This window comes from Populibacterium corticicola, assembly GCF_042683685.1.
GTDB classification, from domain to species: Bacteria; Actinomycetota; Actinomycetes; order Actinomycetales; family Cellulomonadaceae; genus Timonella; species Timonella corticicola.
Genome location: NZ_JBHUOP010000007.1, coordinates 89,899 through 109,296, shown reverse-complemented (window position 1 = coordinate 109,296; position 19,398 = coordinate 89,899). Strand labels below are relative to the sequence as shown.

The following is a 19,398-nucleotide window of genomic DNA, read 5'->3' as shown; positions in this document are numbered from 1 at the left end:
GGGTCAAGAGTGCAATGAGCCACGATCATCAAGGAACAGCCAATACCAACCCTGCCAGCCAATCCCAGATCAGCCAAGAACAACTCTCACAGAGTGCGATTTCTTATGGTTGGTGACTCCGGAAAGCCACCATGTCGCGTTTAAGGCGCTCTAGCTTCACTACCGTTCATCCGGCTGTACCCGCAGAAACCGATGTTTCCCTCCTATCGCCACTGTCACCAAAAAATCCCGCAACATCGGCGACACAACCGCAACACCGACTAGCCTTAAGTGCATGCCCATACTTGTCCTCCTCAACGGAAGTCCTGGAACGGGCAAGACGACTCTTGCCCAAAGGTGGGTAGCCGATCACCCGTTGAGTGTCGCCTTGGATATAGACACCATACGCGGCATGGTCGGTGGGTGGCGTGACGATGAGTCCAACGCCGGGAAACTGGCCCGCAACCTTTCACGTTCCATGATTCGCACTGCGCTCAGCGAGGGGCACGACGTACTCGTTCCGCAGTTGGTTGCCAACCCTGAATTCATCGACTCGCTCGCTGAGATAGCGAGTTCACGGGGTTCCTCTTTCCTACATGTTGTACTTACTGCACCAGTCGAGGTCTGCGTGCAGAGGTGCGCCGGAAGAGAAAATACGACCCAGTTTGTTGATCCAAACCTCAACCTGTCCACGACAGTGGGTCACTGGGCCAAGACCATAAAGCAGACCGTGTCCTGTGAAGCAGCGCTGATCAATACCGCTGGTGATGTGGACGATGTATACGAGCGGTTCTCGAGTATGGTTGCTTCACACACCGACAGCAGCGTTGCCGGAACTCGAGGATAGGAAGGGTAAGCATGATCCAAGCGGAGTACAGGGCACAGTTGAGGAGAATCCTCGATACTGTCTCTGACGAGGTCACAGCGAAATTTATCAGGTTCCACGAAGCAGCGACTGCGGTATCCAACAGCCTAGTCGTTGATATTTTCCTCGATCAGGACGGAGACGGTCCGTTCAATATCTGGGCCAGGTTTGACGGTCCAGGTGCCTTCACCCTTGATAGGCACTTCGATGACGAGCGACAACTCTTCGGAGTGGTGTGGGGCGAGAATGGCTGGACACCGCCGGTGCCCGCTCGCCCTGATGGTTGGACGCGGGACGAACTTGAAGAAGCCGTCTTTGATGTTGTGCACGAGTGGCTTGACCCACTCATTCCGAACGACACGCACAATTGGGAGCTGTCATCCGTTGAGGGCGTGCTGGACACGCGCCCACTCGGCATGGGCCGTGAGTCTCTCCCGTGACGCGAAACCCAGCATCTGTCTAGCGCCCTAACCCTAACTCTCGAACCAGTTCCACGACGCCAATCTCGCGCCTAGGGGAAATCAGAGTTCGAGGAACGTATCGTGCTCGCTGTAGTAGCGGAGCGCCTCACTGATCTGCTCTCGGGACGGGCGTGAAGCCTGATCGTAGGCGACGTTCACGACATCGGTGAATTGGTCTCCGGCATAGAGCAGCCAGAACCCCCGCTCTGTCGCTTCGCGAGGATAGACCTCTTGATCGTCATGGACTTCGGGATATGCAGCCACTAGATATCTACCGTCGGTCTCGATATCCCCGTCGGGTCCGTATACGCAGTATGCGTCCAACTCGCCGGAGCGCGCCAACGCAATAAGCTCGTCAAGGGGCCGTAGCGCGGTGTTTTCTTCCGCCATGTCCGTCCTCGTCGTGTTGTTCTTGTTCCCGCTCGTGAGCGGGCAGGTCATGCGGCCACTTCTGGTGCACGAGGTACCGTTCCGATCAGCCTGAATGAGTTCTTTGCCAAAGCGCCAGCCTGGTCTCGTCCAGTCTATGACTACCTCAGCGTTGGCACAGCCACACGCGCGTACCGGGTCAAGGCGGATTACGCTCCACCAAATCAGCAGGTAGAGGCCATGAGTCCTAGTCAAGGTCCCAGTTTCTAGCCGATTCTCAGACCTAGCATGGGACCACGGGCAGCAACGGCGCTGTCCGCAGGGATTGGAGGACCCCATGCGTACTATCGTGATTACCGGTGGAATCTCCGGTATCGGTAAGGCTCTGGCGGATACGATCCGCGTGGCTGGCGATAAGGTCATCACCGTTGACCTCAAGGACGCTGACGTGAACGTTGACCTCACCACGGCTGAGGGACGCGAAGCACTCGTGGAGCAGGTGCGGGAACTGTCTGGTGGAAAGATTGATGGAATCGTAGCGAACGCTGGTTTGGCGGCGCCTGTCGCCGCGACGATTGGTGTGAACTATTTCGGTGCTATTGCGACGCTTGAGGGGTTGCGGCCCCTGCTCGCTGACTCGGATGCACCGCGTGCGGCACTCACCACGTCGATGGCGTCGCTGCACCCGAACGATGAGAAACTCGTTGACCTGTGCCTTGCGGGCGATGAGGAGGGTGCGCTGGCTCGCGCCGAGGAACTGGCAGCCGATCCACAGACGGGTGGTCTGATCTATGGCTCGTCGAAGGCTGCGATCGCTCGGTGGATACGCCGGGTGGCACCCACGGCGGAGTGGGCTGGCGGGAACATTCCGCTGAACGGTGTCGGGCCGGGTGTGGTGTTCACGCCGATGACCGCTGACCTCACTGCGACGCAGGAGGCGCGCGAGGGTCTACTTGAGATGGTTCCGATGCCGCTCAATGGCTTTATGGAAGCCCAGGTTGTCGCGGATGTTCTGGATTTCCTGATCTCGCGGAAGAACACTCATCTGTGTGGTCAGGTCATCTTCGTTGACGGTGGTTCCGATGCGGTGATTCGCGGGGATTCCACCTGGTGATCCGTGCTCGGGCACAAGGGACGGCATCAGCCCTCCCTTGTGCTGTGCGCCCTGTTGGCACACCATGGCAGTCCTTCTGCTTCACGACGAGTCCCTCCCTCTCTACACCACTCACCACCCCAGCCGTACCCGGCAGGGGCGGGGCACCCTCGATAGGATTGAAGGGTGACTTCCACTGAGACCGCTGCTCATCCGCGTGGCCCTGTCGCGTTCGTGTTTGGCGGCGGTGGTGTACGCGGGGCTGTTGAGGTTGGCCAGGTGCGCGCACTCCTTGAGTCCGGCATCACCCCTGATCTGGTGGTTGGAACCTCGATTGGCGCAATCAACGGAGCATTGATCGCGCAAACTCCCAGCACGGAGGCGATTGAACCGCTGACGCGGGCGTGGGCCTCTGAGTTGGCAAGGCAGGTGTATGGCCAGTCGGTGTTTCGGCAGGCTGCGACGCTGGCACGGCATCGTAACCACACGTTGTCAGCAGCGCCTCTGCTCCGCCTCCTTGAGGAAACACTTGGTCGTGGGGCATCTTTCGAGGAGTTGCAGGTTCCGTTCTACACGGTTGCCGCCAGCGTTGAGGAGGCCCGCGAGCGCTGGTTCTCCTCAGGACCTCTCATCCCTGCGGTTGTGGCCTCGGCATCGGTTCCGGGGATTCTTCCACCCGCAGTGATCGATGGGGAGCATCTGTACGATGGCGGGCTCGTTGCGTCCATTCCGCTGGGTAAAGCCGTTGAACTTGGGGCTGAAACCATCTACGTGATGCAGGTCGGTCGGATTGAGGAACCACTTTCTCGTCCTACGAACATCATCGGGTCGATGTGGGTGTCGTTTGAGATTGCTCGTAGACATCGGTTCGCTGAGGAACTGGCCCGGATTCCCGAGGGTGTGACAGTCCATGTCATGCCCTCTGGTGGGGTGCCGCCTGGTGGGAAACGGAACGCCACGATTCCGACCCTTAAGGGTTCTGATGGACGGATGCGTCAGGCCTACCGATTCTCTACCGAGTTTCTGCGGCAACCGAGCAGCGCCATCGAGGATCTGAATCCGAATGGAAACCTGTCCATTGAGTCGTATTTCGGGATGACCGTACGCGGCAAGACTCGAGAGCAGGAACAGCCGTGAGAATCCCACCGCAGTTCGTCCGTCGGATCGTGTTGGCTCCCGCCGTCGTTCTTCTTGCCTTGATCCTCGTGACCACGATCCCGATCCAACTGCTGGTGGTCATGCTGCTCGCGTTGATTCCGAGGTTCGGCAGGATCACCCGCATCGTGGCGCTGCTCTCGTATTACCTTGTGCTTGAGGGACTCGCGCTGGTGATCCTCTTTGGTTTATGGGTTGCCTCTGGTTTCGGATACGCACTGCAACGACCGTTCTTCCAGAGGGCGCACTATCGGTTAGTGGGGTGGATTCTGGGCGAACTGTTCCGTTTTGCACGGTGGAGTCTACGCCTCACGATTCACCACACGGGTGCCGATATCGATCGCGTCGCACCCGGAGCGCCGCTCATCATCGCTTCCCGTCACGCGGGTCCGGGCGATTCCTTCATTCTGGTGAATACGCTGATCAATGGGGTGCGCCGCGAGCCACGGATCGTGTTGAAGGACACCCTGCAGTGGGATCCGACCATTGACGTGTTGATGAACCGTCTACCGATGGTGTTTCTTACCCCCACACCGTTCAGTGACCGTGACACCCGCGTTCACGGATCAGAGCCCACCAAGCGCATCGCGCATATGGCGATGGATATGGACAAAGACGACGCCCTCGTGGTGTTCCCCGAGGGCGGTAATTTCTCGCCAAACCGTCGTGACTCACGTATTCGCCAGCTCAAGGATGGTGGCTACGCTGATCTGGCCGATCGCGCTGCAAGCATGCGCAACCTTCTGGCGCCCCGCCCTGGCGGATTGTTCGCTGCGGTCGATGCCAAACCAGATGCAGGTCTGGTGTTTGTGGGGCATACGGGACTGGAGCAGTTCGACTCGCTGAAACAACTGTGGCAGGCCCTCCCCATGAACAAGACCCTGGTCATGAACTCCTGGTACGTTGCACCGCAGGACATTCCGGCAGGTAAAGCCGAACGGGTCGAGTGGCTCTTTGACTGGTGGGAGAGAATCGATGCCTGGATCGAAGCCACGGACATCAACGCCAACCCCACCAACAACTAGCCCGCCATCACAGAAGAAAGCACAGTGTTCCGACTGAAACCGCCCGGCGCCGACTGAATGATTCTGCACTCTCGTGTGGGACAGAGCAACCAGAGTGCACTCGCACCGCCCCATCCATTTGAGAGTGCGCAAACCAGTACTCGCATTCGGTGAGAGTGCAGATTTGCGCACTCTCAAATACAGGCACAGAAAAGCCTGAACGCTGCTGGGAAGGTGAGGGCTCGTCGTCAAGCGGGTGCTGTAGCGTCCTTCACGCCGCTTCTCAATCGCATGACGGGAGCATGCGAGTGATTTACCTGCATGCCAGCGCCGACGATAGGATGAGGCTCATGCCAAACCGCCCCGAAGCTGCTCCGAAACGTCGTCGAGGCCGTCCTCGTGCGAGTGAGTCGGCGAACCGGCGCGAGCAGATCGTTGCCGCTGCGGCCGATGAGTTTGCGGAGCGGGGATATGACGGCGCGACGATGCGCGGCATCGCAAGCCGCGCGGGCGTTGACCCCGCTCTGCTCCATCACTATTTCGGCACGAAGTCCGATCTTTTCGGAGCCACTGTGCGTGCCCCCATCAGGCCAGACTTAGAGCTGCCGAAGATCTTGGCAGGTCCACGTGAGGAAATCGGGGCGAGCATCGTTCGCTTTCTCTTGACCGCATTGGACGACCCTGTGGTCCAGAAACGGACGGTGCTCATCATTCGGTCTGCGGTGGGAAACAAGACAACCACTCCCCTCATGTCGGGGTTTCTCCAGCACGAGGTGCTGCGCAAAGTCGTGGATGCGCTGGACGTGCCGGATGCGGAGCTGCGTGCTTCGCTCATGGGTAGCCAGATCGCGGGACTGATTGTGGCCCGTTACATTCTGAAGCTCCCGGGTGTGGCCGATGCGGGAATCGACGAACTCGTTGATCTCGTAGGCCCCACACTGCAGCGCTACCTCGTCAACTGACCTCGGCACCGCGGCCTTCCCAGCGGTGCAGCGCGGGCGTCACGGATACAGGTCAGATCTCTCGCACCCTTGACAGCGGAAAGTTCTGCCCGAAATAATTCATCATATGATGAATTATTCACCTCGCGAGCCATGGAACTCGGCGGTCACCGTCCGCGGGCTCGGAGTGCGTCGTGGGGCAACCCAGGTATTCGACGGCCTTGAACTAGAGGTTCCCCGCGGAAGTATCACCGGTCTCCTGGGGCCGTCAGGCTGCGGCAAGACCACGCTCATGCGCGCAATCGTTGGCGTACAGAAGATTCAGGACGGTTCAGTCAAGGTGTTTGGCGTTCCCGCAGGCAGCACGGAACTACGCAATCGAGTCGCGTACAACACCCAGTCCGCGTCGGTGTACTCCGACCTGACAGTCGAACAGAATCTCCGCTACTTCGCCCGACTCAGCGGCGCCCCGGTGAGCGATGTGGACCGGGCAATCGCGCAGGTCAACCTCCAGGCGCAGGCCAAGCAGACCGTGGGATCGCTCAGCGGCGGACAGGAGAACCGCGTCTCGCTAGCCGTAGCGATTCTCGGCCAGCCCGAACTCTTGGTACTCGATGAACCAACCGTTGGCCTCGACCCCGTACTGCGCGAAGAGTTGTGGGGCGTGTTCCGATCCCTAGCGGATGACGGCGCAACCCTCATCGTGTCGAGCCACGTCATGGATGAGGCACTGCGCTGCGACCGCCTACTGCTGATGCGGGATGGACGAATCATCTCAGACACCACACCACAGGGACTACTCACGGAAACTGGCGCTTCGGACCCTGACCGGGCATTCCTCGCCCTGATCGAGAGGGACCACGCATGAGTCTCAACCGAACTTTCGCCACGGCCAGTCGCGTACTGCGTCAACTGAGCCACGACCGCAGATCGCTTGCGCTTCTCCTCGTCGCTCCGAGCCTTCTCGTTGGCCTCTTTGCCTGGCTCTTCACCGATACACCAATGTTCGATTCCGTTGGTCCGGCAATCCTTGCCCTGTTTCCCTTCGTGGTCATGTTCCTGATCACGAGCGTCACAACCCTGCGGGAACGCCGTTCGGGAACCCTCGAACGGCTGCTGACCACCCCAATCGGCAAGTTCGACTTCATCCTGGGATACGCCTTAGCCTTTGGGCTCGCCGCAATAGCGCAGGCAGTGATCACCGTGCTGTTTGCCGTGTACGTGTGCAACCTATCCATCGATGGGTCGCTCTGGCAGTTGGGTATCGTTGCGATCCTGAACGCGTTACTTGGAACCGCGCTCGGCCTGCTCGCAAGCGCCTTTGCGCGAACTGAGTTCCAGGCGGTTCAGTTCATGCCCGTTCTGGTGATTCCACAGGTCATTCTGGGTGGCATCTTCATGCCCCGCGATCAGATGCCGGCTGTCCTCCACGCTGCGTCCGATTGGCTTCCGCTCAGCCATGCGATCGATGCCGTGGACGCGGTTGCGGGTGGCGGCGCTGCCAGGGACATTTACGGGCCACTTCTCATCACGTTCGCATTCGTGGTCGGCTGCATCCTGCTTGCTTCCCTAACACTGCGCCGCCGCACGCCGTAGTGGCACTCTCAAACGAATTCCCATGAGCGAACGATAACGCCTCACCCTTCAGGAGCCTTAGTGACTGCATCTCCCGGATCACCCCACGATCAGGACGCACAACACCGCACGCAACCGACTGCTCTTCCGAGCCTGGCAGAGCAGGTGGACCGGCTCGTCGCCAATGGAATCCCAAAACTAACTGACGTGTCAGCCGAGACGCTGCGGAACTTCGCGGAGGCGCACGGTGCCGACCGTACCGACGCGCTACTCGTCATCAACCGGGAACAGGCTCAGCCTTCTGGGCTCGCACCGCTGCTGAATCGCGCCGGAAAGCCAGGGTTCGTGGTGACGGACATGACCGATGTCGATGACTTCACGCCAACTGAGGTTGAAGCGCCCAATGCAGCGATCTACCTTGTGCACGATCTGGACCGAGGCGATCACCTCGCCAACTGGAGCCCCGCCGAAGCGATACCGGAAATCGCGGGGCGCAACCGGTCGCCCCTGTTACTGCATGAAGGCATCTTCTGGGTCCTGCAGAACCCGCAGGCGCTGGAACGCAATCTGTGCTTCATGACCGTTGGCTCGCGGCTCCGGAAATCAAACGGAAGGTTCGACTCGCGCACCCCAGCGATCTGGATCAGCAACGGCACCGGGCGGGACGGAACCGAACGCCGCAACGCACCGAAGGTTGGCTGGTGCTGGTGGAACAACCGCCACACGTGGCTCGGCTTCGCGTCCGCCTCGCACCGTTCCGCCTAGTCCAGGCTCCGCCTCTCCCAACCAAAATGAACGTGCAGGTTTTACTTGTGCGCGCATGCACACGTAATTCCCTACACGTTTACGGACGCCAGGTCAGTCAGACGGCGTATTCGGCCTGGAACCACTCCCACAGTTCGCCGGAGCACTGCACAACCCGCGAGCGCCAGTCGTGGATCGCGCCGTCCTCGGCGGAATCGGAGACGGACTTCACCACGCGGATCGGAACCCCATACTGCTGGGCCACCCAGATGTACACGTAGGTTTCCATGTCCACGAGCGAACCGCCGAGCGAAACGATGAGGTCGACCTGCTCCTGCGACTGCACGAACACGTCTCCGGTGGCGATGACCAATCCCTCACGCCCGGTCGATACTCGCTCGGGCACAACCATGGACTTGCCGCGCACTCCCTCAAGATCGGCCACGTCATGCTGGATGGCCTCAGAGATGTCGTAGATCCCCAACGGAACCCGCCCGCCAACGGAACCGGCGGTACCGAGCACGACCACCTCGTCGTACGTCCCGCGTTCCAGGGCGCGAGTCAGCTCCAGACCGGCGCGTAGCTTGCCGGCTCCGGTGACTAGCCGGTCAAACTCCTCGATCGATTCGGGGAAGGCGTCAAGTTCGATGGCAAGGGCGGCGACAAGAAGTTTCACGCCTCGATCATCGCATCGAGCACCGGGTCCCGCCCACCCCAACCAGCAGGAGCTTTACCCAGAGTGGCGCATACCACACACTATTTCCCCGATTTTTACGCCAAAGTTTGAACACCGAAATCTTTGAATACAACAGGACGGTTAGCATTGAGTCATGTCCACACCAAAGAATGCACAAGCAACGGACGTTGCGCGGCGCCAAGAAGCTGAGCAGGAAATGCCAGCCTCGATGCGCGCTGACGTCAACCTCCTTGCCACACTGCTCGGACAGGTCCTGCGTGAAAGCGGCTCTGAGGGACTCTTCGAGGATGTCGAACGTCTGCGTACTGCAACGATCGAGGCCTACACGGACCCGAGCCCAAGCGCATATGACCGAGCCGTTGACATCGTTAAATCATTCTCGCTGGACCGAGCAAACGAGGTTGCCCGCGCCTTCACCTGCTACTTCCACCTGGTTAACCTGGCGGAGGAGCACTTCCGTATCCGTTCGTTGCGTTTCCGCGACAACGATTTCAATTTCCCCAAGAAGCACGGTGCTGTGGCCGAGGCCTACGCGCAGTTGTCCGAGGAGATCGGCGAGGAAGAGGCACTCAAGCGTCTGCAGTCAATTCGTTTCCATCCGGTCTTCACTGCGCACCCGACTGAGGCCCGCCGTCGTGCCGTGTCCACGTCGATCCGCCGCATCTCCGGATTCTTGACGGAGCTCGAGTCGGTGTCGGAGGGCGGCACCGAGTCGACTCGTATCCGTCACAAGTTGATTGAGGAGATCGACACCCTGTGGCGGACCGCGCAGTTGCGTTCGCAGAAGCCGACGCCCGAGGCTGAGGTTCGCGCGATCATGGCCGTCTTCGATGACACCCTGTTCACTGCGGTTCCGCACATGTATTCGCGCATGGATGGTGCGATCAATGGGGATGTCTCCGGTGCGACGGCTCCGGTTGTTCCGCCATTCCTGCGGGTCGGCACCTGGGTTGGCGGTGACCGTGATGGCAACCCGTTTGTGACTGCCAAGGTCACGCGCTCTGCCGCCGCCATCGCCTCTGAACACGTGCTGATGGGGTTGGAAAACGTGGCTGTCCGCGTTGGCCGTGGCCTGACCCTTGATGCAGAGACCACTCCTCCAAGCGAGGAGCTCAAGGCGCTCCTTGCCCGACTGCGCAATGCCGATGAGGAGCGCGCCGCGGACATCGCGAAGCGTTCCCCCAACGAGCCACACCGTCACGCGGTTCTGCTGATTGCACGTAAGATCCACGCGACTCGCGCACGCAACGCAGACCTCGCGTATGCGACCCCGGACCAACTCCTTGAGGAGTTGCGCACGGTCCAGGACTCACTCGTCGCGGGCGGCGCCAAGCGTCAGGCCTACGGTAACCTGCAGCACCTGATCTGGCAGGTGGAGACGTATGGCTTCCACCTGGCTGAGCTTGAGTGCCGTCAACACTCCGAGGTGCACCGTCGGGTGCTCGCGGAACTTGAGTCCGGCGAACCGCTGAGCGAGACCGCTGAAGAGGTCCTTGAGGTGTTCCGTGCGATCTCCTATATCCAGGATCGTTACGGTCCGCGTGCGGCTGGCCGTTACATCGTGTCGTTCACGACCTCGGCCGAGGATCTGACCAACGTGTACAAGCTGGCACGGGCCGCGGTGGGCTCGCACGGCAAGATGCCGGTCTTGGACGTTGTGCCCCTCTTTGAGACTTTCGACGACCTGCAGGCTGCCCCGGGCATCATGAACGAGGTCGCGTCTGCTCCTGAGTACGCTGAGCGTCTGGCGCAGACGGGCAACAGGGTCGAGATCATGCTGGGGTACTCGGACTCGTCCAAGGATGTCGGACCGGTGGCCGCGACCCTCGCCCTGTACGAGGCTCAGGAACTGCTCGCCAAGTGGGCGCAGGAAAACGACATCGAGTTGACCCTGTTCCACGGCCGCGGTGGCGCTCTCGGCCGCGGTGGCGGTCCAGCTCACTCGGCTATCCTGGCGCAGCCACCACACTCGGTGGATGGCCGCTTCAAGTTGACCGAGCAGGGTGAGGTCATCTTCGCGCGCTACGGCAACTCGGAGATCGCGATCCGTCACGTGGATCAGGTTGCCGGTGCGATCCTTGAGGCCCTCGCCCCATCGAACGAGAAGCGCACCGCTGACGCAGCGCACAAGTACGCGCACGTGGCCAAGACCATGGAGAACGCCTCGCGCGATCACTTCTTCAAGTTGGTCAAGGCCGATGGCTTCGCACCGTGGTTTGCAACCGTCACCCCGATGGAGGAGGTCGGTCTACTGCCGCTTGGTTCGCGTCCGGCTCGCCGCGGTCTGTCGGTTGAGTCGCTTGAGGATCTGCGTGCCATCCCTTGGGTGTTCGCGTGGACTCAGGCCCGCATCAACCTGGCCGGCTGGTTTGGCCTGGGTGCGGCTCTCGAGGCAGTTGGCGACCTTGACGTGCTTCAGGAGGCGTACACGGAGTGGCCGCTGTTCCGCACCATGATCGACAACGTCGGCATGTCGTTGGCCAAGACCGACTTCCGCATCGCTCAGGGTTACCTGTCCCTTGGCGACCGCGACGATCTGGCTCAGTTGGTTCTCGACGAGATGGCCCGCACCTCCGAGTGGGTCACCAAGATCGTCGGCGGCGAGGAGTTGCTGTCCAACAAGCCGGTTCTGAATCGGGCGGTCAAGCTGCGCAGCCCGTACGTGGACGCACTGTCGCTCATCCAGTTGCGGGCTCTGCACGCGCTGCGTAACGCCGACGAGTCGGCCGAGACCGATCCTGAGGTACAGCGCCTGCTGCTCCAATCCGTGTCGGGTGTTGCGGCTGGCCTGCAGAACACCGGCTGACCCTTGGACATCGCACGTGGCCGGGGCACCCAGGTTCTCCTGGGTGCCCCGGCCACGTGCGTTTTTTGATTGGCGACGAGTCCCCGCCTCTCAGCGCAGGGTTGCGCGGGTGGGTTGGGACTCGTCGATAAGCAGATGCCCACGGGACTTTGTCAGTTGTGCACGTCCTCTCATTTGCGGACGATTCTTAGCGCGTTCAGTTGCGAAACGGCTCTGAGCAGGATTGAGTTAGGGAAGTAGAGTTTCACGCACCTTTGGAGCAACCCATGACCGAACAGGACCCACACGTATCCGATGCAGCGGAGGACCCGCAGCCCAAGAGTTCCCGGCGCCCGAGCATCGGTGAACTCGTGGGGCAGGTGTCCGAACAGTTTGCTCGATTGCTGCGCGCAGAGGTTACGTCGTACACAAACGAGTTGAAGGCCAAGGCCACCAAGTCGGCCCTTGGCATTGGGCTCTTGGCGGCTGCGGGCGTTCTTGCGCTGTACCTACTGGGGGTTCTGCTGGCTGCCGCAGTGGCCGGTTTCGCCAATCTGATGCCGGTGTGGGCCGCCGCGCTGACCGTAAGCGGTATCCTGCTTCTGATCATCGCTGGCCTCGCACTGGTTGGTGTGAAGGCACTCAAGAACAACGTGCCGCCCATGCCCAACGAGGCCGTCAACCGGATCAAGGAAGATCTCTCGTCCATCAAGGAGGACATCAAGTGAGCACCCCGCGTGAAATCGACCCAGAGGTTCAGGCCGCTCGTGATGAACTTGCCGCATCGCTGGACGAACTCCTCGACCGCGTACACCCACGCACCGTTGCCCACGAGTTCACCTCCGCGACAAAGCAGGCAGCCACCGATGCCGCCAGTTTCGTGACCGGCGGCGGTCTACCCCACGGCGATGAGGATGCCTCCCGCGCCCGAAACGCCAAAGCCGCTTTGGGCGTAGCGGTCGGCGGAGCTGCGCTCTTGATCCTTTCAGTGTTGACCAAGCGGAAGAAGTAATCACGAGTGTCACCTGTTCGAGGACGTAGCCGCGCGTGAGCGGCAGGCTGTCACGCAGATTCAAGCCTGCGATCCCTGCTTGGCGCCGTTCTGGTAGTTCCACGGCCGACGGCTCTGCCGGGTTGTCCGATGACATACGTTCGGGTGCCTCAGTGCGTTCGCGCGTGCTTGCGGGGATTCTCGCGATGATGATCGTGACGGTGTCAGCCACCGGCGTGATGCTGTACTACCTGTTGCACCGTGACATGTTGACCCGAGTAGACGAATCCCTGAAACGGACCACCTACGAATTCGAGCACATTCTCGAAAACCCCGTGTCACCGCGGACTCGTGAACCCTACCCCGATGCGTCGGCACTGTTGTACGAGGTCATGCAGAACACGGTGGCTGCCCCGCACGAGGGTTTCGCCGCGACGGTCGGCAACACCCTACGCTGGACTGCCCCACCGAATGTGAACCTGCGCCTTGAAGACGACCCTCAGTTTCTGTCTTGGGCGGCCTCTGTTCCGCTAACAGATGAGGTGTTCCTACGCTCCGTCACAACCGACATCTCTAGTTACCGCGCCGTCATCCTACCCGCGAGTGTCTCCGGGGACACAAGCGATGGCCGTTACATCGTAGCGTTCGACACCGATGCCGAGGTCTCCGACCTCAATGCAGTCTTCATCCCATACATCTGGGTATCCATCGGCGCACTCGGCTTGGCAACGCTGGTCTCCTGGTTCGTGACCGGACGCATGCTATATCCGCTACGTGCACTTGGTGAAACCGCGAAGCAGGTTTCCGAACGCGATCTGTCCCAGCGCATCGACGTGCGTACGAAGGGCGATCTGGCTGAGCTGACCGCCACATTCAACTCCATGCTGGACCGGGTTGAAAACGCGGTCACCGCGAACCGCCAGCTTCTCGACGATGTGGGCCACGAACTGCGCACCCCCGTCACGATCGTGCGCGGTCACCTTGAGTTGCTCGATCCCTCAGACCCGGATGAGGTCACCGAGACACGAGACATCTCGCTCGAAGAGCTTGATCGCATGGCAGCGCTCATTGACGATCTGCTACTGCTTGCGAAGGCCGAGAAGGCTTCCTTCGTGAAGCTCGCACCTGTTGATGTAGACGATGTGCTTTCTCGAGTGTTCGTAAAAGCCCAAGCCCTAGGTGAACGGGATTGGTCTTTCGACGCCAACACCGGCGCATGGGTACTGGCGGATGAGCAACGGCTCACACAGGCGCTCCTGCAACTGTGTGAAAACGCGGTGAAGTACTCTGACGAGGGCTCCGCGGTGGCCCTGCGTGCACAGGTCGTCTCGCCGGAGTTGGACGAGCCCGCACGGGTTGTGCTGAGCGTTGCAGACCACGGCGTTGGCATTCCTGCCGATGAGTTGGAGTTGGTGTTTGAGCGATTCACCCGCGGGTCCGATACCAAGCGCGTCCAGGGTTCAGGGCTTGGTCTGTCTATCTGCCAGGCAATCGTCTTGGCCCACGGAGGTGAGCTTAGGGCGATATCGACGCCGGGCGAGGGATCGACCTTCTCCATTGCACTCAACGTGGAGACAACCAACCGGGACGAGTCTGCGGAGGACCTATGACACGGATCTTGATCATCGAGGACGAGGAGCGGATCGCTTCCTTCATCTCGAAGGGATTGCGCGCAGCCAAGTACGAACCATTCGTCGTGGGTAGCGCACGGGAGGCCCAGATCGCGCTTGGCGCCGGGAGTTTCGATCTCGTCTTGCTCGATATCGGGCTGCCTGATCGAGACGGACTCACCCTGCTCAAGCAGTTGCGTTCCGAGGGCGTGACGCTGCCCGTTATCGTCCTGACCGCCCGCACCAGCATTGATGACACGGTTGCCTCCCTTGAAGGCGGCGCGGACGACTATATGGCCAAGCCCTTCCGCGTTGAGGAGTTGCTTGCGCGAATCAAGTTGCGCGTACGCGACTCGAACGATCAGACCGTGGATTCCGACAGTCAGTTCACCAACGGTCCACTGCGCATAGAACTGCTCACCCGACGGTTCTTCATTGGCGACAAGTCGATTGAACTGTCGGCCCGTGAGTTCGAACTCGCCGAGACCTTCATGCGCAACGTGGACATCGTACTCACCCGAGAACAGTTGCTTTCACGCGTCTGGGGTTATGACTTTGACCCCTCATCGAACGTCGTGGACGTGTACGTGCGCTATCTTCGCGCCAAGGTCGGGGCGCAATGGTTCCTGACCGTACGCGGGGTCGGCTATCGCATGCCCCGCGCCTAGCCACTCACAGCCCGTTTCCCCACCGATGGGGTGTTTTTCGTCCGAATCCTCATAATTAATATGGGCCTTCGGGCGAAAAACACCCCATCGATTTGAAAAGCGATATCAGCAGAGCATCAGCAATCCCGAATTGGGGTTCAAGGCACGATAAAGGGGCCACACGAACAACGTGCGGCCCCTTGACTGTTCCCCGGATGAGCGAACTAGTCAGCAGACTTTGCGGAGCGTGCAGACTTCGGGGAGACAGGGCTCTTAGGCGATACCGGAGACTTCGCCGATACCGGCGACTTTGGAGACTTCGGTGAGACTGGGGACTTCGGGGTCTTGGGAGAGACCGGGGACTTGGCCGACACCGGACTCTTCGGGGAGACCGGGGACTTCGCCGATACTGGTGTCTTCGGGGACACTGGGCTCTTTGGTGAGATCGGCGTCTGTGCGCTGACCGGAGTCACTGGAGTTTTCGCGGACACCGCGCTGACCGGCGTGATAGGCGTGTTGGCACTCACCGGAGACGCCGCCGTGACCATTGTCTGGCCCTGCGTGTCAGTCGGCTGCGGGGTTGCGGTCTCGGTGGGGGCTACAGCGGCCTCACCGTTCTGTTGTGGCGTGATCGAGACATTGTCGACCTTTGCATCGCCTGGGTTCGAGATGAGGCTTGCGGCTGCAACCGATCCGGTCACAGATACCAGACCCAAAGCACCCGTCATCACCCAAATGGTAGGGACCTTCACGGCATTCTCCTTACGTCAGTGGGCTGCTTCAGCGATCCTTGTCCGATCGGGGACCATAGGGACCGGGGGCAACCCGTTGCTCTTACATTCCTCACTATGACTGGCGCAGATTAGCCAACGAGGAGAAGGAGATGAGAATCCTCTCATCTTTCCTCGAACAGTTCGAGAAAAGCACTCTGATCAGCAAAGAGACCTATGCAACAGGTGCAGAGACCCGCGAGAAAAGCTCTTCAGCGACCTTGAGACGTGCGATCGCGGAGGTTTCCCACTGGGGGTCCTCCTCATCGCGGGCTCCCGCGATAAGGGTCAGCACCACCGCAGCCGACCGTGCATAGAGTCCGGCCACCGATATCCCCTGAAGTTCCAGATAGCGCGCGAACTCGTCCAGGTAATAGTCCACAAACTCCGGCACGTGACTGTAGCGCGCATCCAGGGTTGGCAGAACCGCGAGGTGCCCGACAAAACAAGCCAGATCGTCGATAAGGTATCCCGGCCCCGCGGAGTCAACGTCAATGAGACCGCAGATACGACCGTCCTCAACAAAGATGTTCGCCTCGTAGAAATCGCCGTGGTTGGTCACACGCGGACCACGTTCAGCGGTGTGCAGAACGTCATCGATACGTTTATTGAGGCTGTCAATGCGCGCGCTCTGCGCAGGGACCGCAGTGCGTGCCGCATGCGCGTACCAACTGAGCCGGTCAGTCCATGCAGGACGGGCTTCGACTGTGGACAGGGCCTCGGGAAAGGTCGTCAACAGCGCAACAATCTGTCCACCTGAAATCGGCGGTGTGCGCGCTTCCATGATCGCACGTGCCATCGGAACGCCAGGAACGGTCTTGAGCGCAACCACCTCGTCCACGGGAGTGCCCACCACTTCGGGAACCGGTACCCCTGCTTGATACAACAGCACGTGTTTACGCCAGAGCAACTGCGCGTCCTTACGCAGGACCTTCAGGAACAACCAGTCGCTCTGCCCCGCAAATTTGGCCTTGAGCACGGCACGACGCAGTGGGCGGTAAGACACCGTGTTCAAATCGACCAGTTCAGAGCCGGAACCCCATACGGCCTGTACACGCTCAGGAATGCTCGCGGTCGCGAGTCCAGGAAGGCCGGGGTCATTGGGATGCTCCCAGAAAACCACTTCACCGCGCTCACTTGACATGCGCACGACGTTCTTTATCTCAGGGTCAATCTTTTCTGTTGTTCCCACCAGATAAATCGGAGCGTTTGGCTCCTCCACCTCACCGGCGTCAACCACCTCAAACAACCCAGACACTCCGGCACCTGGACGGTGATGCAGTTCAACAAGATGAGCGTTCTTGTGCACACCCGCCGATGCGTACATGCCGGAGATCATCTCCAGCACCTCTCCATTGGAGAAGAGCTCTACCTGCTCAGCTTCGCTCCATTGAGAATCTCGCATAGCCACCTAATTCCGTGGGTCGCCTCTCGGCCGTTCAAAGCCATTGAACCATTTCTTTGCGCTTCTAGCGCGTCCGTTTTGAGGACTAAGAGGTGAATTACGCAACGAAAAATGGCCTGAAAGCGCTCTCTCCGCTCCATTTAAGGCTCGCCAAAGAGCGGATAGAGCACGAGAACTTCCTCTATCCGATGGTGTCCACGCCTACAAATGGTGGAGAGAAACTACAGGTGTTCCCTGAGCGCGCCTGAATCCGTGGGCACAGTTCCACGCTGGTCAAGAAGGGCCAGCACCTCCGCTTGGCGATACCGACGGTGCCCACCAAGGGTTCGTATCGACGGAAGCTTCCCCGCGTTAGACCAACGCGTCACAGTTTTTGGGTCGACTCGAAACAGCGCCGCTACTTCACCCGGAGTGAGTAAAACCTCGGGTCCTTCACCGTGCTCAGACATTGTTGTACCTTCCCACGTAGCGATCTGGCTTACGGATGTAAATGGGGGTGCGTGTTCAGATCGCTTCGATTCCTCCATTATTCCAAGCACACTGTTTCCCACCGAGTCACTAACCGTGACATATGTCACAACATATCGCAGAAATTGCTCAATGCGCGTACAAGCCGTTTCGCCCCCAGAAAAACCCGTGTCTCAAGTAGTAATCTCATCCAGTTTCAAGGTACGGTTGTTCCACGAACAGATTTATTTGAACACGGGGCCGCCCGCATATAGGGCCCGCCCCGCACTACGTTGAGGGGGTCGGAGCCATGGGCCGCGGCCGTCAGAAGGCAAAGCAAACAAAGGTTGCGCGCGAACTCAAGTACGCAAGCTTTGAGCCAAACTACGAAGCGCTTGAGCGGGAACTGAGCGGACGTCGATCAGACGTTGCCACCACCTCTCGCTACGACAGCGATGACGAGTACGACAAAGACCCGTACTCGGATTGGTCAGACGAGCGGTAATCGCTGCCTCCTATCGCGTTGGTGTGTTCTCTTCTTAACGTTTAGTTCGTTCCAACGTGCGCGCTGCGTCATCTCCGGCGTTGTTGTGTCACACCTTCGCCGCGAGATCTCTTGTTATGCCCAATAAGGTACTTCGTCGTATGATGCTTTGTCCTTATAGACACGTGAATATACTGGTGGGCCCCGTTCATCGAACGGGGCCCACCACTATTTCGAGAGAATCTTCCTGTTTAGCGATATTCGCCCAAGAGCCGGACTGAACCGCCCTCCACGCCCTTCGCACCGCGAATCAGGTTCGCGTTTGCCGCCTCGTCAGAATCGGCCGCAATCGTACCGAGAACCCAGGAGTCCACTCCCAACGCGGCGAGGCGCTCAAGGGCCGCATCCGCACCGTCTTTGCCAACGATGGCGATCATTCCGATACCGAGGTTCAGAGTGTGCTCAATATCGTTCCACGGCACGTTACCCAGTTCCCGCATGACCTTGAACACCGCAGGCACTTCCCAGGCTGCACGGTCAATGGTCGCTGACAATCCCGCAGGGATAACCCGGGCAAGGTTTTGTGCGGTACCACCGCCGGTAACGTGAGAGAAAGCATGCACTTGAGCTTTAGGATCGCCAGCAAGCGCCAGGCAGTCAGAAGAGTAGACGCGGGTGGGCTCGAGCAGTTCCTCGCCAAGCGTGCGGCCAAACTCCTCAACGTTCCGGTCGAGCCCCCAACCAGCGTGCTTGACCACGGCTCGCACGAGCGAGTATCCGTTGGAGTGGATGCCAGACGATGCCATGGCAATCACCACGTCACCGTCTTGTACGCGCTCAGGCCCAAGCAGCTCGTCGGCCTCAACCACACCAACAGCGGCACCAGCCACGTCGTACTCATCTGGTGCAAGGAGCCCAGGGTGCTCGGCAGTCTCACCGCCAACGAGCGCTGTGCCGGCCACGGTGCATGCCTCGGCGATTCCGCGCACAATGTCAGCGACACGCTCAGGCACGACCTTGCCCGTTGCAATGTAGTCGGTCATGACAAGTGGCTTAGCACCGCAGACCACGATGTCATCGACGACCATTCCCACGAGGTCAAAGCCAATCGTGTCGTGCTTGTCGAGCGCTTGCGCGATCGCGACCTTCGTCCCCACGCCATCGGTCGAGGAGGCGAGCAGCGGTCGGTTGTAGTTCTTCAGTTCGGAGGCATCGAACAGGCCAGCGAACCCACCGACCCCTCCGACCACCTGCGGGCCATGCGTGCCTGCAACGGCCGCTTTCATAAGCTCTACCGCACGATCTCCCGCAGCGGTGTCCACTCCCGCTGCTGCGTACGTAATGCCGTCAGTCACTGCTACTCCCAAGGTGTGCGA

General features: G+C 60.0%; 21 protein-coding genes. 15 read left to right on the top strand and 6 right to left on the bottom strand.

All coding sequences use genetic code 11. The features are described from left to right. The first annotated feature begins 274 nt into the window (after positions 1-274). Positions 275-826, top strand: coding sequence for an AAA family ATPase (locus tag ACFSYH_RS13945; protein WP_377467881.1), 552 nt, complete (start codon positions 275-277; stop codon positions 824-826). 11 nt (positions 827-837) lie between these two features. Then, entirely contained in the window at positions 838-1,284 is a 447-nt protein-coding gene (locus ACFSYH_RS13940) for a DUF6389 family protein (RefSeq protein WP_377467879.1), read from the top strand. A gap of 81 nt (positions 1,285-1,365) precedes the next feature. Here ACFSYH_RS13940 and ACFSYH_RS13935 read toward each other — a convergent pair whose 3' ends face one another. Further along, positions 1,366-1,746 (bottom strand): DUF7716 domain-containing protein, encoded by a 381-nt coding sequence (locus tag ACFSYH_RS13935; RefSeq protein WP_377467877.1) that lies wholly within the window; start codon positions 1,744-1,746, stop codon positions 1,366-1,368. A gap of 265 nt (positions 1,747-2,011) precedes the next feature. Here ACFSYH_RS13935 and ACFSYH_RS13930 point away from each other — a divergent pair, with 265 nt between their 5' ends. The 7 genes from ACFSYH_RS13930 (at position 2,012) to ACFSYH_RS13900 (ending at position 8,207) form a co-directional block, all read left to right on the top strand. Continuing rightward, positions 2,012-2,788: an SDR family oxidoreductase gene (locus ACFSYH_RS13930; RefSeq protein ID WP_377467875.1), complete on the top strand. Its 777-nt coding sequence runs from the start codon at positions 2,012-2,014 to the stop codon at positions 2,786-2,788. A gap of 165 nt (positions 2,789-2,953) precedes the next feature. After that, positions 2,954-3,904: a patatin-like phospholipase family protein gene (locus tag ACFSYH_RS13925; RefSeq protein ID WP_377467874.1), complete on the top strand. Its 951-nt coding sequence runs from the start codon at positions 2,954-2,956 to the stop codon at positions 3,902-3,904. Continuing rightward, positions 3,901-4,947 carry a 1-acyl-sn-glycerol-3-phosphate acyltransferase gene (locus tag ACFSYH_RS13920; RefSeq protein ID WP_377467872.1) on the top strand — a complete coding sequence of 349 codons (1,047 nt, stop codon included), beginning with the start codon at positions 3,901-3,903 and terminating at the stop codon, positions 4,945-4,947. Before ACFSYH_RS13925 ends, ACFSYH_RS13920 begins: the two co-directional genes overlap by 4 nt. A 329-nt stretch (positions 4,948-5,276) precedes the next feature. Next, on the top strand, positions 5,277-5,888 hold the full coding sequence (locus ACFSYH_RS13915) for a TetR/AcrR family transcriptional regulator (protein ID WP_377467870.1): 612 nt from the start codon (positions 5,277-5,279) through the stop codon (positions 5,886-5,888). A 106-nt stretch (positions 5,889-5,994) separates the two neighbouring features. Beyond that, positions 5,995-6,735 (top strand): ABC transporter ATP-binding protein, encoded by a 741-nt coding sequence (locus tag ACFSYH_RS13910; RefSeq protein WP_377467868.1) that lies wholly within the window; start codon positions 5,995-5,997, stop codon positions 6,733-6,735. After that, positions 6,732-7,463, top strand: coding sequence for an ABC transporter permease (locus ACFSYH_RS13905; RefSeq protein ID WP_377467866.1), 732 nt, complete (start codon positions 6,732-6,734; stop codon positions 7,461-7,463). The genes ACFSYH_RS13910 and ACFSYH_RS13905 overlap by 4 nt, the downstream gene beginning before the upstream one ends. 60 nt (positions 7,464-7,523) lie before the next feature. Continuing rightward, the gene (locus ACFSYH_RS13900; RefSeq protein WP_377467864.1) at positions 7,524-8,207 is read left to right on the top strand and encodes a DUF5701 family protein; all 684 of its coding nucleotides are present in this window, start codon (positions 7,524-7,526) and stop codon (positions 8,205-8,207) included. Between the two features lie 97 nt (positions 8,208-8,304). Here the strand turns inward: ACFSYH_RS13900 and ACFSYH_RS13895 are convergent, their stop codons facing one another. After that, positions 8,305-8,862 (bottom strand): phosphorylase family protein, encoded by a 558-nt coding sequence (locus ACFSYH_RS13895; RefSeq protein WP_377467861.1) that lies wholly within the window; start codon positions 8,860-8,862, stop codon positions 8,305-8,307. 154 nt (positions 8,863-9,016) lie between these two features. Between ACFSYH_RS13895 and ACFSYH_RS13890 the strand changes: the two genes are divergently transcribed. From ACFSYH_RS13890 to ACFSYH_RS13870, 5 genes are all read left to right on the top strand, one after another. After that, positions 9,017-11,689, top strand: a complete 2,673-nt coding sequence (locus tag ACFSYH_RS13890; RefSeq protein ID WP_377467859.1) for a phosphoenolpyruvate carboxylase — start codon at positions 9,017-9,019, stop codon at positions 11,687-11,689. Positions 11,690-11,955: 266 nt separating this feature from the next. Then, the gene (locus tag ACFSYH_RS13885; RefSeq protein WP_377467858.1) at positions 11,956-12,396 is read left to right on the top strand and encodes a phage holin family protein; all 441 of its coding nucleotides are present in this window, start codon (positions 11,956-11,958) and stop codon (positions 12,394-12,396) included. Further along, positions 12,393-12,680: a DUF3618 domain-containing protein gene (locus tag ACFSYH_RS13880; protein ID WP_377467856.1), complete on the top strand. Its 288-nt coding sequence runs from the start codon at positions 12,393-12,395 to the stop codon at positions 12,678-12,680. The genes ACFSYH_RS13885 and ACFSYH_RS13880 overlap by 4 nt, the downstream gene beginning before the upstream one ends. Before the next feature lie 35 nt (positions 12,681-12,715). Then, positions 12,716-14,269: a sensor histidine kinase gene (locus ACFSYH_RS13875; RefSeq protein WP_377467854.1), complete on the top strand. Its 1,554-nt coding sequence runs from the start codon at positions 12,716-12,718 to the stop codon at positions 14,267-14,269. Further along, positions 14,266-14,937 (top strand): response regulator transcription factor, encoded by a 672-nt coding sequence (locus ACFSYH_RS13870; RefSeq protein WP_377467851.1) that lies wholly within the window; start codon positions 14,266-14,268, stop codon positions 14,935-14,937. Before ACFSYH_RS13875 ends, ACFSYH_RS13870 begins: the two co-directional genes overlap by 4 nt. Before the next feature lie 203 nt (positions 14,938-15,140). On the opposite strand, the gene ACFSYH_RS13865 is transcribed toward ACFSYH_RS13870, so the two are convergent. The 3 genes from ACFSYH_RS13865 to ACFSYH_RS13855 all read right to left on the bottom strand — a co-directional run bounded on the left by ACFSYH_RS13865 (position 15,141) and on the right by ACFSYH_RS13855 (position 17,540). Next, positions 15,141-15,668, bottom strand: a complete 528-nt coding sequence (locus ACFSYH_RS13865; RefSeq protein ID WP_377467849.1) for a hypothetical protein — start codon at positions 15,666-15,668, stop codon at positions 15,141-15,143. Between the two features lie 193 nt (positions 15,669-15,861). Further along, positions 15,862-17,091, bottom strand: a complete 1,230-nt coding sequence (locus ACFSYH_RS13860) for a phosphotransferase (protein WP_377467847.1) — start codon at positions 17,089-17,091, stop codon at positions 15,862-15,864. A gap of 221 nt (positions 17,092-17,312) precedes the next feature. Next, a complete protein-coding gene (locus ACFSYH_RS13855) occupies positions 17,313-17,540 on the bottom strand; it encodes a BldC family transcriptional regulator (RefSeq protein WP_377467845.1) in 228 nt (75 codons plus the stop codon). A gap of 308 nt (positions 17,541-17,848) precedes the next feature. Here ACFSYH_RS13855 and ACFSYH_RS13850 point away from each other — a divergent pair, with 308 nt between their 5' ends. Then, complete coding sequence (locus ACFSYH_RS13850; protein ID WP_377467842.1) at positions 17,849-18,043, top strand: DUF3073 domain-containing protein; 195 nt, start codon at positions 17,849-17,851, stop codon at positions 18,041-18,043. A gap of 230 nt (positions 18,044-18,273) precedes the next feature. Here the strand turns inward: ACFSYH_RS13850 and purM are convergent, their stop codons facing one another. Then, complete coding sequence (gene purM, locus ACFSYH_RS13845; RefSeq protein WP_377467840.1) at positions 18,274-19,377, bottom strand: phosphoribosylformylglycinamidine cyclo-ligase; 1,104 nt, start codon at positions 19,375-19,377, stop codon at positions 18,274-18,276. Positions 19,378-19,398 lie beyond the last annotated feature (21 nt).

What these genes read in the sequence shown, in the direction of transcription:
- ACFSYH_RS13885 (WP_377467858.1), top strand. Translation starts at nt 11,956, where the DNA reads ATGACCGAACAGGACCCACACGTATCCGATGCAGCGGAGGACCCGCAG.
- ACFSYH_RS13850 (WP_377467842.1), top strand. Translation starts at nt 17,849, where the DNA reads ATGGGCCGCGGCCGTCAGAAGGCAAAGCAAACAAAGGTTGCGCGCGAA.
- ACFSYH_RS13870 (WP_377467851.1), top strand. Translation starts at nt 14,266, where the DNA reads ATGACACGGATCTTGATCATCGAGGACGAGGAGCGGATCGCTTCCTTC.
- ACFSYH_RS13855 (WP_377467845.1), bottom strand. Translation starts at nt 17,540, where the DNA reads ATGTCTGAGCACGGTGAAGGACCCGAGGTTTTACTCACTCCGGGTGAA.
- ACFSYH_RS13915 (WP_377467870.1), top strand. Translation starts at nt 5,277, where the DNA reads ATGCCAAACCGCCCCGAAGCTGCTCCGAAACGTCGTCGAGGCCGTCCT.
- ACFSYH_RS13890 (WP_377467859.1), top strand. Translation starts at nt 9,017, where the DNA reads ATGTCCACACCAAAGAATGCACAAGCAACGGACGTTGCGCGGCGCCAA.
- ACFSYH_RS13945 (WP_377467881.1), top strand. Translation starts at nt 275, where the DNA reads ATGCCCATACTTGTCCTCCTCAACGGAAGTCCTGGAACGGGCAAGACG.
- ACFSYH_RS13940 (WP_377467879.1), top strand. Translation starts at nt 838, where the DNA reads ATGATCCAAGCGGAGTACAGGGCACAGTTGAGGAGAATCCTCGATACT.
- ACFSYH_RS13860 (WP_377467847.1), bottom strand. Translation starts at nt 17,091, where the DNA reads ATGCGAGATTCTCAATGGAGCGAAGCTGAGCAGGTAGAGCTCTTCTCC.
- ACFSYH_RS13910 (WP_377467868.1), top strand. Translation starts at nt 5,995, where the DNA reads ATGATGAATTATTCACCTCGCGAGCCATGGAACTCGGCGGTCACCGTC.
- ACFSYH_RS13905 (WP_377467866.1), top strand. Translation starts at nt 6,732, where the DNA reads ATGAGTCTCAACCGAACTTTCGCCACGGCCAGTCGCGTACTGCGTCAA.
- ACFSYH_RS13935 (WP_377467877.1), bottom strand. Translation starts at nt 1,746, where the DNA reads ATGACCTGCCCGCTCACGAGCGGGAACAAGAACAACACGACGAGGACG.
- ACFSYH_RS13930 (WP_377467875.1), top strand. Translation starts at nt 2,012, where the DNA reads ATGCGTACTATCGTGATTACCGGTGGAATCTCCGGTATCGGTAAGGCT.